This window comes from Embleya sp. NPDC008237, from assembly GCF_042956465.1.
Classification (GTDB): domain Bacteria; phylum Actinomycetota; class Actinomycetes; order Streptomycetales; family Streptomycetaceae; genus Embleya.
Window position 1 is genome coordinate 75,349 of sequence record NZ_JBIBGL010000002.1, and the last position, 15,298, is coordinate 90,646.

Annotated in this window: 10 protein-coding genes; 5 read left to right on the top strand and 5 right to left on the bottom strand. The window is 72.4% G+C overall.

Annotated features, from left to right (window positions below):
* Window positions 1–60: 60 nt before the first annotated feature.
* On the bottom strand, window positions 61–3,138 hold the full coding sequence (locus tag ACFZBU_RS03780; RefSeq protein WP_391581851.1) for an amino acid adenylation domain-containing protein: 3,078 nt from the start codon (window positions 3,136–3,138) through the stop codon (window positions 61–63).
* Between the two features lie 215 nt (window positions 3,139–3,353).
* On the opposite strand from ACFZBU_RS03780, the gene ACFZBU_RS03785 reads away from it, so the two are divergent.
* The 3 genes from ACFZBU_RS03785 (at window position 3,354) to ACFZBU_RS03795 (ending at window position 7,846) form a co-directional block, all read left to right on the top strand.
* Window positions 3,354–4,523, top strand: a complete 1,170-nt coding sequence (locus ACFZBU_RS03785; protein ID WP_391581852.1) for a winged helix DNA-binding domain-containing protein — start codon at window positions 3,354–3,356, stop codon at window positions 4,521–4,523.
* A 341-nt stretch (window positions 4,524–4,864) separates the two neighbouring features.
* The gene (locus tag ACFZBU_RS03790) at window positions 4,865–6,406 is read left to right on the top strand and encodes an alpha/beta hydrolase (protein ID WP_391581853.1); all 1,542 of its coding nucleotides are present in this window, start codon (window positions 4,865–4,867) and stop codon (window positions 6,404–6,406) included.
* 222 nt (window positions 6,407–6,628) lie between these two features.
* Entirely contained in the window at window positions 6,629–7,846 is a 1,218-nt protein-coding gene (locus ACFZBU_RS03795; protein WP_391581854.1) for a cytochrome P450, read from the top strand.
* On the opposite strand, the gene ACFZBU_RS03800 is transcribed toward ACFZBU_RS03795, so the two are convergent.
* The 4 genes from ACFZBU_RS03800 to ACFZBU_RS03815 form a co-directional block, all read right to left on the bottom strand.
* Window positions 7,814–8,593 (bottom strand): tryptophan 2,3-dioxygenase family protein, encoded by a 780-nt coding sequence (locus ACFZBU_RS03800; RefSeq protein ID WP_391581855.1) that lies wholly within the window; start codon window positions 8,591–8,593, stop codon window positions 7,814–7,816. The genes ACFZBU_RS03795 and ACFZBU_RS03800 overlap by 33 nt on opposite strands.
* Window positions 8,590–9,843, bottom strand: coding sequence for a pyridoxal phosphate-dependent aminotransferase (locus ACFZBU_RS03805; RefSeq protein WP_391581856.1), 1,254 nt, complete (start codon window positions 9,841–9,843; stop codon window positions 8,590–8,592). The genes ACFZBU_RS03800 and ACFZBU_RS03805 overlap by 4 nt, the downstream gene beginning before the upstream one ends.
* Window positions 9,844–9,994: 151 nt before the next feature.
* Window positions 9,995–10,876 carry a class I SAM-dependent methyltransferase gene (locus tag ACFZBU_RS03810; RefSeq protein ID WP_391581857.1) on the bottom strand — a complete coding sequence of 294 codons (882 nt, stop codon included), beginning with the start codon at window positions 10,874–10,876 and terminating at the stop codon, window positions 9,995–9,997.
* A gap of 218 nt (window positions 10,877–11,094) precedes the next feature.
* Window positions 11,095–11,895: an SDR family NAD(P)-dependent oxidoreductase gene (locus tag ACFZBU_RS03815; protein ID WP_391581858.1), complete on the bottom strand. Its 801-nt coding sequence runs from the start codon at window positions 11,893–11,895 to the stop codon at window positions 11,095–11,097.
* A gap of 311 nt (window positions 11,896–12,206) precedes the next feature.
* Between ACFZBU_RS03815 and ACFZBU_RS03820 the strand changes: the two genes are divergently transcribed.
* Window positions 12,207–14,042, top strand: a complete 1,836-nt coding sequence (locus tag ACFZBU_RS03820; RefSeq protein WP_391581859.1) for an amino acid adenylation domain-containing protein — start codon at window positions 12,207–12,209, stop codon at window positions 14,040–14,042.
* A complete protein-coding gene (locus ACFZBU_RS03825) occupies window positions 14,042–15,292 on the top strand; it encodes a cytochrome P450 (RefSeq protein WP_391581860.1) in 1,251 nt (416 codons plus the stop codon). The genes ACFZBU_RS03820 and ACFZBU_RS03825 overlap by 1 nt, the downstream gene beginning before the upstream one ends.
* The last annotated feature ends 6 nt before the right edge of the window (window positions 15,293–15,298 follow it).

Here is a 15,298-nt window from a genome sequence, read left to right on the forward strand (position 1 = left end):
ACGCCGCGGTCCCGCCCGGGTTGGGCGGGACCGCGGCGTCGGCTTTTTGCCGGGGTGCGGTCAGTCGATGGTCGGCTCCTTGTGCGCGACGGCCGCGACGAAGCGCTCCACGAGTTCGCCCGCCGCGTCCGCGTCGAGCAGGTCGACGCGGTGTTGCAGCAGGCCCACCACGTCGTCGCCGTCCGCCCACAGGTCCACCGACACCGGCAGCGCGGTGCGCTGCGCACCCGGGGTCGGTGCGCTCCCCGGCTCCGGCGCCTCCGGCTCCAGCCATACTCCGGGGGCGAGTTCGCGCGGCGCCGGCAACGCCTTGCGCAGGGTCAGGGCCAACCAGGGCAGTGCGCGGCGCAGTTCCGGAGCCCCACTGCGCACGCCCGCGTCCAGGAGGGCCTGGGCGGAGATCGCCGAGGCGTCCGCAGCCCGTCGGGGCGCGCCCGCCGCCGAGGTCGCCACGGCCGGTTCGGCGTCCTCGTCCCGGTCCACCGCCGACAATGTCAGGGTCGACAGCGGGGCGACCAGATCACGCGTGTCCGCCGAACGACCGGGCTCGACCCGGCCGACCACGACCGAGGATCCCCACTCCCGGGGCAACACCCGCAGCAGCGCCCCGGTCAGCGCGTGCTCCATCGGCACGCCGCGCGCCAGGGCCAGGTCGGATGCCGCCTGCACCGCCGCCGCGTCGAGCCGAACGGGCACCAAAGCGGTGTCGTACCCGCCCTCGGGAACCGGCACCGTGTCGGCCAGCGAGGAGCGGAACGCGGTGACCGCGTCCGCCAGGGCCACCCCGGAGGATGCCTCCCGCCGAGCCTGGGCGAGTGCGGCGAACGGCACCGCGACGGGTTCGACCGCGACGGCGCCCGCGTAGGCGTCCGCGAACTGCGACACGATCACCGCGAGCGACGCGGCGTCGGCCACCGTGTCGTGCACGCGGATCTCCAGCTCGAACCGCTCGTCCTCGAACTGCCGCAGTGCCGCCCGCAACAGCGGCCCCTCGGCCAGGTCGAACGGGGCGTCCATCGCCTCGTCCGCGCCGGTCGCCGCGGTGTCCCGAAGATCCTCCTCGAAGAGATCGAACTCCACGTGTGGCGAAATCAGTTGGCTGCCGTACTCGGCGACCGGGTCGAAGCGGGTGCGCAGACACTCCTGACGTCGCACCACCGCCGTCAGCGCCTCGGCCACCCGACCGGTGTCCACCGGGCCGGTCAGCCTCGCGCGAACCGTCAGACCGGGAGAGGTGATTCCGGGCACCAGCCGTTCGGCGTGGCACAGCGCACGCTGTTCGGGCGACAGCGCGACCCTGCGGTCCGCGGCTTCACCGGCCGCGGCCGGCGAAGCCGCCGCACGGTCGACCACCGCGGCCCACGCGCGCACCGTCGGTTCCGCGAACAACTCCCAGACAGGGAGCTCCAGTTCGTACTCGGTGCGAAGCCGGGAGACCACCTCCATGGCGAGCAGGGAGTGTCCGCCCAGGTCGAAGAAGCTGGTCCGGACGTCGACCTCGGGCAGGCCCAATACCTCGCCCCAGACCTTGGCCACGGCCGTCTCGGTCGGACCCTCCGGCGCCCCGCCCTCGTCGTTGCCGGCGGCCCGTTCGTCGCCGTCCGGGTCCGGGCCGTCGACGCCGGGTTCCTGCCACGCGAGCAGCGCCGCGTGATCGACCTTGCCGTTGTCCGTCATCGGCAGTGCGGGCAGGAACGACAGCCGATCGGGCACCATCGGCTCCGGCAGGAATCGACGGGCGTGCGCGCGCACGTCGGCAACGCTCGGTGTGTGTCCCGGCTCGGGTACCAGATAGGCGGCGAGCGCGTCCGCGTGTACCGACACCGCCGCCTGGCGCACCGCGGGCAGCTTCTCCAACACCGCCACCACCTCGCCGGGTTCGACCCGATGGCCGCGGATCTTGACCTGGTCGTCGGTGCGCCCGAGGAAGTGCAGATCACCGTCGGCGGACAGCCGGACCACGTCGCCGGTGCGATACATGCGTGCGCCGGGCACCCCGGAGAACGGGTCCGGCACGAACTTCTCGGCGGTCAACGCCGGTCGTCGGTGGTAGCCGCAGGACACCTGAAGCCCGCCCACGTACAACTCGCCGCGCGGTCCCGGCGGAAGCAGCTCGCCGTCCCGGTCCAGGACGTAGAGCCGGGTGCCCGGAATGGCGTCCCCCAGCGGCAGTCGGGTCGGATCCGAGATCGGCGCGAACGTGGCGTAGACCGTGGTCTCGGTCGGACCGTAGCCGTTGTGCAACGACTCGGTGCGCTCCATGAGTTCACGGGCCAGTCGCTCGGTCAGCTTCTCGCCGCCGCCGAACGCGCGCACCCGATGCCGGCCGGCCGTACCCAGGCCCGCGAGCACCAGCATCCGCCACAACGACGGAGTGGCCAGGACCGTGCTGACCCGGTGCCGATCGATCAGGTCGAGCAGCACGTCGGGGTCCCGGGTGCGATCGTCGGGCGGCAGCACGACGGACGCGCCCGCCGCCAACGGAACGAACACGTCCGTGATGGACATGTCGAACGCGATCGAGGCCACCGACAACACCACGTCGCCCTCGGCCATGGCCGGCCCGCACGCCCGCAACGCCCGGACCAGGGTGGCCAGTCCGCCGTGCGTGGCCAGCACGCCCTTGGGCGTGCCGGTCGAGCCCGACGTGTAGATCACGTACGCGGGATCCGAACGGAACAGGCGCACCGGCCGGGCCCGCCCGCGCGGCGGCTCCGCGTCCAGGCGCAGCGCCGGGGCCGCGTCGGCGACCGCCGCGGGCGCATGCCGATCCACCAGGACGAGTTCGGGGCGCGCATCCGACAGGGTCAGCGCGATCCGCTCGCCGGGGTGGGCGGGATCCAGCGGCACGTACACCCTGCCCGCCCGCAGGCAGCCCAACGCGGCGGCCACCAGGGCCGCCCCGCGCCGTCCGCAGACCGCCACCCAACCTCCCGGCGAGACCCGATCGGCCACCGCCGCCGCCCAGCGGTCCGCAGCCGCGTCCAGCGCGGCGAACGAGGTTTCGCCGCCCGCGTCGAAGACGGCCGTCAGGTCCGGCGACCGGCGTGCGACCGCGGCCACCGAATCCGGAAGGGACACGATCGCCGGCTCGGCGCAGGCGCCACTCGTTTCGCTCTCGCGATCGGGAACAGGCATCGTCATCCGTTCCGAGGCGACTCGGCACACGCCTCATTTGCCGGGGCAATCGCATTACCTGCACGATTACCCCGGATCGGCGAAGGGCGCAAAGATTCTGTCGCGTCTCTGTACGGAATCCGTCGAAATTCCGGGTGCCGGCGAATATCCGCGTAGCATCGTCATGCATTCCGACCGACGCGTCCGAGAAAGCGATCGAACGAAGAGGTGCACGCGTGAGCCGAGTCGACAGCGAACAGGTGGACCGGGAACAGGTGCTCGCGTTCCGCGCGGCATGCCAGCATCTGACCGACGCGGATCCGGCGCCCGATCTGTGGGCCGCGGCGGCCGCCGCCGGGGCACAGAACACCCCGCCCGGCAACGGACCGCTCGCCCTGCTGGCCCGCTCCCCGGGACTGACCGCGGTCGAGGTGGACCGGGCGCTGGCCGAGGACAAGTCGCTGTTGCAGGCCTGGACGGTGCGCCAGTCGCCGTATCTGTTCCCCACCCGCGACCTGCCGGTGTTCACCCGGCCGATGTTGCCGGAGGACGAGGAATCCTGGCGGGTGGCCGTCCAGGGCTTCGTACCGATGCTCGACGGGACCCGGCGCTCGGCGGTGGAGGTCGTGGAGCTGACCCAGGCGGCGATCGAAGACGCCCTGGACGGACAGGTGTTGACCAAGCGCGAGCTGGGTGTGGCGCTGGGGAAGCGGATGCCCGACGAGTTCTCCGGATGGTTCGAGCCGGACACCTTCAGCAGCTTCACCGCCATCCTGGCCCGGGCCGTCTCGCTCACCGGCGTCTTCGTGATCGCGCCGCGTGCGGGCCGCGAGGCGTCGTTCGTACGCACCGACCAGTGGCTGGGCAAGAAGCCGCCGCACCGGTCGGCGCCCGCCGCCCGCAAGGAGTTCGTCCGTCGATACCTGCGCGCGTACGGGCCCTCCACGCCCGAACACCTCGCGGAGTGGGCGGGCACCTCGCAGACCGTCGCGACCAAGGCGTGGCAGGCGGCGGCGGACGAACTGCGCGAGGTGCGCTACGACGGGCGCACGACCTGGATCCACCGCGACGACCACAAGGCGCTCACCACCTCGCCCGAAGTGCGCGGGCTGCGCGTGCTGCCGGCGTACGACCCGTGGCTGCACCTGCGCGACCGCGCCACCGCCGTCCCCGACCGCAAGCTGCACAAGCAGGTGTGGAAGCACACCGGCAACCCCGGCGTGGTGCTGCGCGACGGCGAACTCGCGGCGCTGTGGCGCGGGCAGAAGAAGGGCCGGACACTGCGGCTGACCGTGGAGGCGGTACGCACGCTGCGCAAGGCGGACCGCGAGGGCATCGAGAAGCTCGCCGCCGACATCGCGCCGTTCCGGGGCTGCGCCAAGGCCGAGACGGAGTTCGCGGACTGAGCCGGCGGCCGGGCAGCCGAGCCGATCGCGCGCCGCGGGCGGCGGGCGCGGCCGATACCCGGGCATCGCGCGCCCGACGCGCCCGACGCCCGACGCGCCCGGGCCGTCGGTGACCGCGCGTCAGGTTCACCCGCCCCGGTTTGCCTGTCGGCACCCGCGTGCGACACGCCCGCCCGGCCCGTCGGCCCTCGCGCGCCCCGCTCCGTCGGCACCCGCCGATCGCGACAGATCCGGCAAAGATCTCGCGCGGTCGGACGGGCGATGTTCGAGCATGTGGTGGCGTCCGACGTACCGCGCGCCCACCCGTCGGGCGAGGCGCGCCCGATCGCGAGGAGACCACCGTGCAGGCGCAGTCGCGACCACCGACCACGTCCCGCCGCCGCTCGTGGCTCGTGTCCACGGTCACCGTCCTGGCCGCCGTGGCGACCACGCTCGCCGTACCGTCCTCGGCCGTCGCCGCCCCCGGGCCCAAGGTGCCGAAGCTGACCTGGACCGGGTGCGGCGGCGGCTTCGAGTGCGCGACCGCCACCGTGCCGATGCGACCGGGGGCGACGGCCGACACGCGGACCGCCGACCTGGCGCTGATCCGCATCCCGGCCCGGGACCGGGCGCACCGGATCGGCACGCTCTTCGTCAACGGAGGCCTCCAGGGCGGCAACGGCGTGGCGCTGCTACGCACCCGCACGGCCCCCTTCGCGGCCCTCGCGGACCGGTTCGACGTGGTCGGCTTCGATCAGCGCGGCCAGTCGAACAGTTCGCCGAGCGCGCACTGCATGACCTACGAGCAGGAGCGGGAGATCGAGGAGCCGCTGCCCGCCTACCCCACGCTCGCCGACCGCCCGGCCAAGCTCGCCGAGGCCAAGGCGTTGACCACCGCGTGCGGGCGCAACACCGACCCGACCCTGTTGCGCACGATGAGCACCGCCGACTCGGCCGCCGACCTGGACCTGTTGCGCCGGGCCGTGGGCGACGATCGGCTCAACTACCTGGGCCAGTCGTACGGAACGGTGCTCGGACAGATCTACGCGGCGCGCTACCCGCACCGGGTCGGCTCGATGGTGTTGGACGGGACGATCGACGGCCGCGGGTACGTGTCGGATCCGCTGCGCTTCGACCGGGAGCAGCTCGTCGCTAGCGAGTTCGCGCTGAGTCGCTTCCTCGACTGGTGCCGGGCCACGCCCGCGCTGTGCTCGTTCGGCGCCGGCGACCCGGCGGCCGCCTTCGACGCCCTGGTGGCCAAGCTGGAGCGCAACCGACTCGCGTATCCGGGGCGGCACGACATCCTCACCGGCGGCCTGCTGCTCACCCAGGTCATCGGGGGACTGATCAACTCCGCCGAATGGCCGCGCTTCGCCGGCTACCTGTCCGCGACGGCCGCCCAGGAGGTGCCCACGACCGAACCGCCCACCGGTCCGGACGACGTGACCGCCCAACAGCTCGCGAACTCCTGCCTGGACCGGGACATCCCCACCGATCTCCGGGCCCACGACCGGCACTTCACGGCGGCGGCCGCGGCATCGGCGCACTTCGGCCGGCTGTACGGCTACGGCGAACTCAAGTGCGCGCTGTGGCCGGTCCGGGCCGACCACCGATTCGAGGGGCCGTGGCGCTACACCGGCCGTGATCGGGCGCTGGTGATCGGCGTCGAGGGTGACCCGCTCGCACCGCTCGCCTGGGCCCGCAACGTGACCGAAACCATGGGCCGGGCCCGGCTGTTGAGCGTCAAGGGCGATGGGCACACCGCGTTCGGTCGGGGCAGCGCATGCGTCGACGGCGCGATCACGGCCTACCTCGTGTCCGGACGGCTGCCCGGCCGGGGCGCGAGCTGCACGTTGCCCGGGCCGTCCACGCCGCCTGCGCCGCCCGCCGGCGCGGCCTCCTGAGCGCGGGTCGGCGGGTCCGGGGGCCCGGGAGCCCCCCGGACCCGCCGACCCGTGGACCCCGCCCGACGCCCCCGTGGAGCCCGTCGACCTCGCGGACCGAAACAGCGTGTCGACCCCGAGGACTCGACACCCCGAGGACTCGACACCCCGACGTCACGACACCCCGACGTCACGACACCCCAACGCCACGACACCCCGAGCAGACACCGGAGCGGGTAGCCGATGAAGCAGGAATCACCGCTCGTACCACCGCTGTTCAGCCCGGCCTTCCTGGCCGACCCCTACCCCACCTACGCGCATCTGCGGCGGACCACACCGGTGCACCGCATCGCGACGCCGCAGGGCTTCGACATGTGGCTGCTGACCCGGTACGAGGACGTGCGCGCCGCGCTGACCGACCCCGGGTTCAGCCGCGACCTGCACCTTGCCCCGCCGGAGGCGACCGCGCTCACCGGTGATCCGGACAGCGCGATGAACCGCAACCTGCTCACCCTCGACCCGCCCGACCACACCAGGGTGCGCAGGCTCGTGCAGAGCGCGTTCAGTACGCGCCGGGTCAACCTGCTGGCCGATCGGGTCGAGACCATCGTCGGGGGGCTGCTCGACGCGGCCCCGCGCACGCGGCCGTTCGACCTGATCACGGCCGTGGCGCATCCGCTGCCGATCACCATCATCTGCGAGTTGCTCGGGGTGCCGGCGACCGAGCGGGACGACTTCCGCGCCTGGACGGACGGCATGGTCTCCAGCGCCCGTCCGGACTCGCAGCGGCTGCTGCGGCAGGCCCAGGAGGACCTGCTGGCGTACTTCCTCGACCTGATCCGGCGCAAGCGGGCCCGGCCGGGTGCCGACCTGCTCAGCGCCCTGGTCGAGGCCCGGGACGGCGGCGAGCGGCTGTCCGAGGCCGAACTGGTCGGCATGGCGTTCATGTTGCTGGTGGCCGGACACGAGACCACGGTGAACCTCATCGCGACCGGCATCAAGCTCCTGCTGACCCACCCGGGTGAGCACGCCCGACTGACGGCCGATCCCGCGCTGTTGCCGGCGGCGATCGACGAGATCCTGCGCTACGACGGGCCGGCCGGGATCGCGTTCATGGTGGCCCGTCGGGAGGTCGAACTGCCCGGCGGCGTGGTGCCGGCCGGGGCGGTCACCGCGGCGCTGTGGCACGCGGCGAATCGGGACCCGGAGCGTTTCCCGGATCCCGACACCTTCCGCATCGACCGGAGCGAACGTTCGCATCTGGGCTTCGGCCACGGCATCCACCGCTGCATCGGCGCGCCGCTGGCCACGATGGAGGCCCGCCTTGCGCTGGGCGCCATTCTCGGCCGGTTCCCCCGGATGCGGTTGGCCGTACCCGCCGGCGAACTGCGCTGGCGGCCCGCGCCGTTCTTTCGCGGCCTGGTGGAACTACCGGTCGTAGCGGACCCCGACGCCGACTGAGTCGACCGGGCCGGGGGAGTGCAACGCGGCCCGTGCCTCCCACAGCTCGGGAAAGGGTGCCGCGAGGCGCCTGGCCAGGAAGTCGGCGCCGGTGGTGCGACCCGTGCCCGGTCGGGCACCGATCTGCCGCACCACGACCTCGACGTGCGCCAACTGGCAGCGCCGTACCGCCTGGGCCAGATCGACCAGACCCTCGGCCAGCAGATACGGCAGACCCGAATGCGGCGCCCGCCGGTAGACCTCGGCCACGGTCAGATCCCGCTCGGCCAGGGCGGTCAGGAAGCCGCGGAACAGCTCGCTGTCCGCGCCGTACAGGCCCAACGCGCGGTAGAGCGCGCGAAACTGCCCGGACTGGGCCCCGCTGGCCCGGCCGAGCGCGCCGCGGAAGCGGGCGAAGGAGGAGACGGTCAGCCGCTCCAGGACGGTGAAGTGTTCGGCGATCATGGCCAGTACGTGCGTCGTGCGGCGGACCTGCTCCAGGCACAGTTCCAGGTCGCGTGGCCGGGAGCGGACCGCGTCGGTGGCCAGCCCCAGGTCCAGGAGTGCCTGCTTGAGCCACAACTCGCAACTTTGGTGGGTCACGATGAAGAAGTGCTCGGCGGCGTACGTGGATCGGTCGCTCTCCGCCGTGGTCGGGGCCTGCGCGGTCAGCACCGTCGCCAGGCGCAGGTACCCGTCGTAGGTCGGCTCGGCGGCGTCGGCGGCACTCTCGTGCGCGGCCGACGTGCGGGCCGCGGAGCCGTTCACGCCCGGCCGCCGCGTGCCGCGGCCAGCACTCGTTCGACGCCCGCCGCCAGCAGGTCGCCGTCGCCGCAGAAGGCGATCCGCAACAGCCCGTGCGACCGGGGCGAGTGCCCGATGTCGGTCACCCGGCACTGCGCGTCGACGGTGGGCCGCAGTGCGAAGCCCCGACCGGGCGCGACCGCGGTACCGTGCTCGGCGAGCAGTTCGGCCGCGAACACCTCGGCGTCCAGGCCCACCGAGGCCACGTCGAGCAGCGCGTACCACCCGCCCGGCGGCACCCGACCGAGCAGGCCCGCCGCCACCAGGCCCGGCAGCGCCCGATCCCGGTTCGCGCGTACCGTCTCGCGGTTGCGCGCCGCCGCCTGCGGCACGCCCAGCGCGGCAAGGGCGGCGTACTGCACGGGAGTCGGCGGGGCCACGATGCTGGCCTCCTGGACCACACGCAGCGCGCTCGCCGCCTCGGCGTGCGGCACGGCGATGTAGCCGAGCCGGTAGCCGGTCATCGCGTAACTCTTGGAGAAGCTGAACGCCGAGTGCACCAGCCGTTCCCGCTCCGGCACATCACGCTCCAGCGAGGCCATGGACACGTGCTCGCCCTCGAACACGAAGTGCTCGTACGCCTCGTCGCTGATGATCCGCCAGCCCCGCCGCCGGGCAATGTGCAACACGTCGCGCAGGAAGGGCTCGTCGAGCACCACGCCGGCGGGATTGGCCGGAGTGTTCACCAGGATCAGCCGGGTGTGCTCGCTGCCGGCGTCGGCCAGCGAGTCCGGATCGGGGCGGAAGTCGCGGTCCAGGGGGTAGAACCTCGGTCGCAGCCCGGCCAGCAGGGCCTGCTGGAGATGGATGGGCCAGTGGATCTCCGGCAGCAGGATCTCGGCGCCGGGCTCGGCCATCGACTGCATCAACGCCGCGAGCCCCTGGCACGACCCCGGTGCGACGAACACCCGGTCGGGGCCGGTGTCGTGGCCGTTCTCGCTCGCCAGCTTGGCGGCCAGCGCCTCGCGCAGCTCGATCATGCCCTCGGCCGAGGTGTACGCGGCGCGCCCCTCGCGGGCCGCCGCGCCCAGGGCCTCGATCGCCTCGATCGGCGGCCCGAACGCCGGTTCGCCCACGTGCAGTCGGATCGGCGCCCGACGGTGGACCAGCTCCCACGCCTGGGCGGACCGGAACACGTCGTGCAGACACGACGGCGGGATGGACGCCGCGCGGGAGACGGCCGGATGCGCGGCGCTCATCTCGAAGGTCGACATGATGGCTCTCTTTCCGCCGGTACGGCTGTGGCTACGGCGATGCGGACGAGTTCGCCGGGCACGCCCCCACGGGTCGCGCCGACGGGAGCGGGCTCGGGACCGGAGCGGCTCGCGGCCGCGGCTCGGGAACCGGGGCGCGCTCGGGATCGGGTCAGGACCTCGGCCGGGGCGCGAACTCGTAGAGGTAGAAGCTCTGCAGGTCCGCCGGCCGGTTGCCGATGACGTTCGTCGACAGCGGCCGGAATCCGTTGAGTTCGAGGTCGCGGCGCACGATCAGCGGCGAGAGCTTGTGCTCCTCGTCGAAGGAGGTGGTCAGGTCGTCGCGGGTGATCTGCAACTCGGCCAGCACCACGGTCCAGTTGTCCTTGGCCATCGCGTAGTCGATGACGAACTTGTACCAGTGCCACAGCGCGCGGCGGCGCTTGGCTTCGAGGTCGCGCGACCACTGCGGGACGACGCCTTGGGCGCGGTAGGCATCCACCTCGCGCTGCGTGGTCAGCACCAGGCCGTCGGCCAGATGGATCACCTCGGCGGTGGTCACCCGGGCCGCGTCGGTGTCGTCACAGTATTCCGGGCAGAACTCGTCGCCGATGATCAGCACGCCGTCGTCCACGAGCAGGCTGCGCACATGGTCGAGGTAGGTGTTCGGCAGATGGTGGTGCGAGCCCCAGGAGATGATCACGTCCAGCGGCTCGCGCCACTCCTGGAACGGCCGGTCGAAGACCTCGCCGCCGGGGATGTCCTCGAGCCGCGAGCGGGCCTGGGCGATCAACCGGGGCTCGATCTCGTTGGCGATCACGCGGTGTCCCGGAAGGTGGTGGGCCAGCATCGCGGAGACCACGCCGGAACCGGAGCCGACGTCCATCACGGTCAGCGGGCGGCCCAGGGTCCGGGCGCGCCGGGCGACCAGGTCCACGATCATGTGGTCGCCGTCGGTGATGTCGGGGTGACCGTGGCGCATCGTGTCGCCGATGTCGATGTCGGCGAACTCGGGTCGTCCGTAGACGGTCGTGGTGTCTTCGGTGGTGGTCACGGTCGGTCCTCCTGCGCTGTCGATGAGGTGCGGTCCGTGGTGCGGATGGCTTTCGGGTGTCCGGGTGTCTCTCGGTGTTTCGGTGTCTCGGAGTCTGTGCCGGTTTCGAAGGTCCGGGTGTTCGGGGTTCGGGTGTTCGGGTGTCCGGGTGCGGAGCGCGCGGTACCGCGCGCCGCGTGCCGGGCGTCGGTCGAGCTGCGCGGGCCGGCGGCCCGGGCCTACGCGGTACGGCCGCCGTCGACCGGCAGCAGGACACCGGTGACCCAGGCGGATCTCTCGGCGTCCAGGAGCGCGCACACCCAGTGCGCGACCTCGTCCGGAGTGCCGAAGCGCCCCATGGGTGTGCCGGCCAGCAGACCCGCGCGCAGGGCCGTGGTCGCGGGTCCGTCCAGGCCGAGATCGTCGTACATCGGGGTCTCCACCGGTCCGGGCAACACCGCGTTCACCCGTACGTCGGGTGCCAGCTCCCGGGCCAGCGAACGGGTCAGGCTGTTCAGCGCGGCCTTGCTCGCGCCGTACAGGGAGCGCCCCGGCATGGCCAGGGCGCCCCCCACCGAGGAGACGTTGACCACGCTGCCGCGGTGTTCGCGCAGCGCGGGCAGGCAGGCCCGGATCAGGGCGACCGGGCCGCGCACATGGGTGTCGAGCATGGCGTCCAGATCCTCACTCGCGGCACTCTCCAACGGCGCGAACCGGGCCACGCCGGCGTTGTTGACCAGACCGTCGATCCGGCCCAGCCGATCGATCGCCGCGCCGACGAGGGCATCCGCGCCGCCGTCGGCGCGCACGTCCCAGGGCAGTACGGCCACGCGGGCCCGCTCGCCGCCGGCCAGCCGGACCAGTGCCGCGGTCTCCTCCAGTGCCTCGACGCGCCGGCCCACGAGGGCGACCGACGCCCCGGCACACGCGGCCTGCACGGCGACCGCGGCGCCGATACCGGAGCCGGCACCCGTGACGAGAACCGCCTTGCCCGCGAGCGCCTTCGAGATTTCCCACGCGGCCGAATCCACAGTGTCCATCCACGGTGTCGTAGGTGTCATGGGTGTCGTTGGAGGTCTTTGGAGGCGTATCCACTCCACCTGTACACAGTGCCGTCATGTTTACCGGTGAAATGCCGTGGCGCCATGATTCTTTCCCGGATGTTTCCCGCCGCGCGGAAGCTTCTCCCCGACTGCCTCGACCGCCTTCCGATCATGTCTGCACCACCTCCCGACCACTTCCCGACTACCTTCCGAATTCCTTCGGGGGCATTGACCGGCCACCGCATCGGGGTGATTGTCGAAAAGCCATTCCTTTGGCTGTTCGGCGAGGCGGAGCGGAGCGGAAGGCGATGACGACGACGAATACGACGGCGTGCGAAACGCATACGATCGAGCGCGAGTCGGTCGTACTGCACGAGCTGGTCGAGGATCAGGCGTTGCGCGACCCCCACGCGACGGCGGTCGTCTCGATCGAGGGCGACACCCTCAGCTACGGAGAACTCCTGGCTCGCGCCCGCGACCTGACGACCCGTCTGCGTGCCGCCGGGGTGGGGCACGAGGATCGGGTCGCGGTGACCGTGCCGCGCTCGCCCACGGCGATCGTGGCCTTCCTGGGCGTGCTGGCCGCGGGCGCCGCCTATGTACCGATCGATCCGGACTTCCCCCTGGAGCGACAGCGGTTCATGGTCCGGGACTGCCGGGTGGCCGCGGTGGTCGCCGAGCGCGGCGGTATCCCCGACTTCGTGGACGACGGTGTTCCGGTGTTGTTCGCGGACGCCGAGGCCGTCGCCGACCCCGCCGGCGAGGATCCGCTCGCGGATCTCGCGGCCGGCCGAGTACGTCCCGACCAGGCCGCATACGTGATCTACACCTCGGGCTCCACCGGCACGCCCAAGGGTGTCGTGGTCGAACACGCCGCCGTGGTCTCGCTCGTCCTGGACGACGAACGCATCGCGGTGCAGCCCGGCCAGTCGGTCGCCCAGTACGCGCCGATGGCCTTCGACGCCTCGACGTTCGAGATCTGGGCCGCGCTGTGCCGCGGCGGCCGGGTGGAGATCCTGCGAGGCGGCCCCGTCGCGGTCGAGGACCTGTCCGCCGAGCTCGCCAAGCGGCGCCCGGACTGGCTGTTCCTGACCACCGGCCTGTTCCACGTCCTGGCCGACCACGCGCCGCACGCGCTGGAACCGGTGGGCACGCTGATCACCGGGGGCGACGTTCTGTCCCCGCAGCACGTGCGAACGGCCGCCGCTGTTCCCGGACTTCGGGTCCTGGCAGCCTACGGCCCCACGGAGACCACCACGTTCGCGTCGCTGCACGCGATCGATCCGGACGACACGACCTGCGATCGGGTGCCGATCGGCACGCCGTTGCGCGGCCGCACGATGTACGTCCTGGACGAGGACCTGCGCGAGGTCGCGCCCGGCGAGAGCGGCGAGCTGTATCTCGGTGGGGCCGGGGTCGCCCGGGGCTACCTGCGGCGTTCCGCACTGACCGCCGAACGTTTCCTGCCCGACCCCTTCGCGACCGACCGGGCGAGTCGGATGTATCGCACCGGCGACCTGGCCCGGCGCCGCGCGGACGGCGCGTTCGAATTCCACGGCCGGACCGACCGCCAGGTCAAGATCCGCGGCTTCCGGATCGAACCGGGCGAGATCGAGGCCGTGCTCAACGCCCGCCCCGAGGTGGCCGAGGCCGTGGTCGCCGTGTTCGGCACCGAGGCGGACGGCAAGCGGCTGGTCGGCTATGCGGTCCCGGCCGGCGACGCCCGGGTGACGGCCTCCACGATGCGCACCTGGCTGCGCGAGCGGCTGCCCGCGCACATGGTGCCCGGCACGTGTCTGGTCCTGGACGAGATGCCGCACGACCCCAACGGCAAGCCGGACCGCGGCGCGTTGACCGCCCCGTGGTCCAGCCGCGACCGACTGGGCGAACTGCCCGATTACCGGGCGCCGCAGAGCGAGGCCGAGTCGCTGATGGCCGACGTCTGGGCCGAGGTGCTCGGCCTGGACCGGGTCGGCGTCGACGACAACTTCTACGAGCTCGGCGGCGACTCCATCCTCAGCGTGGACACCATCGAGCGGCTGCGCCTGCTGGGGATCCACTGCTCGGCCGGGGCGTTCTTCCGGCACCAGACGATCGCGGAACTGGCCGAGGCGACCGGCGGCGAGCGAAACGGCGCAAGCTGATGGAGATCACCGCACCGCCGGCCGGCCCGCACGTACGCTACGACGACGTCGACGTCACCGACCCCGGCGTCTACGAGGAGTGCCAACACGCCAGGTGGCGGGCGATGCGAGCGGACACGGCGGTCACCAGACACACCGCCCCCGCCACAGGGGACGTCTTCTGGGGCTTCCCCCGGTACGCCGAATGCGACCGCATCGTCAAGGACCACCGGGTCTTCGGCTCCGAGGACGGCACGATCCTGGCCTCCGTCGGCGTCGGGGACAGCGCCGGCGGACGGACCATCACGCTGATGGACCCGCCGCTGCACGGCGACATCCGCCGGCCCACCATGCGCACCCTCGGGCATTCGGTCGTGCGCAAGCGCGCCGCCGGGATCCGCGAGCGGGTCCGCACCCTGGCGCAACCCTGCCTGGACGGCGGCGAACACGACTTCGCGAAGCTGATGCGACTGCTGCCGATGGTGGTGATCGGCGAACTGATGGGCATCCCCGACCGGTACTGGGAGACCATCGCCCACTACACCACCGCCAGCATCGCCCCCGACGATCCCGAATACGTCAGCGGCGAGAGCACCCACCAGACGCTGCGCCGCGCCCACCACGAACTCTTCGCCTGCTTCACCGAGATCATCGACGCGAAACGGGCCCATCCGGGCGAGGACCTGATCAGCGCGCTGATCACGCTGGAGACCGAGGGCGCCCCGCTGGACGACCTGCGGGTGGCGCTGAACTGCTACAGCTTCCTGCTCGGCGCCAACTCGACCACGCCGCACGTGGCTTCGCACACCCTGCTCGCGCTGGCCGAACGCCCGCACCTGTGGGACGACGCACTGGCCGACCCGAGCAGCACCACGCTGCTGGTGGAGGAGGGGGCGCGCTGGACGACGCCCACGAACCACCTGGTGCGGCGGGTCCGGGAGGACACCGAGGTGGCCGGAACCACGCTGCGCAAGGGCGATTGGGTGTGCGCGTGGGTGGCCTCGGCGAACCGGGACGAAAGCGTGTTCCCCGACCCCTACACCTTCGATCCGACCCGATCCCCCAACCCGCACCTGGCCTTCGGCGGCGGACCGCACTACTGCATCGGCGCACCGTCGAGCCGGATGGCGCTCGGCATGCTCTTCGACGAACTCGGCAGCGCGCTGGAAGGTGTCGAACCGGCGGGGCCGGTCACGCACTTGCGGTCCAACTGGATCAACGGGATCACCTCCATGCCGATGCGATTCCACCGCCGCCGGAGCAGCCGGTGAACGAGC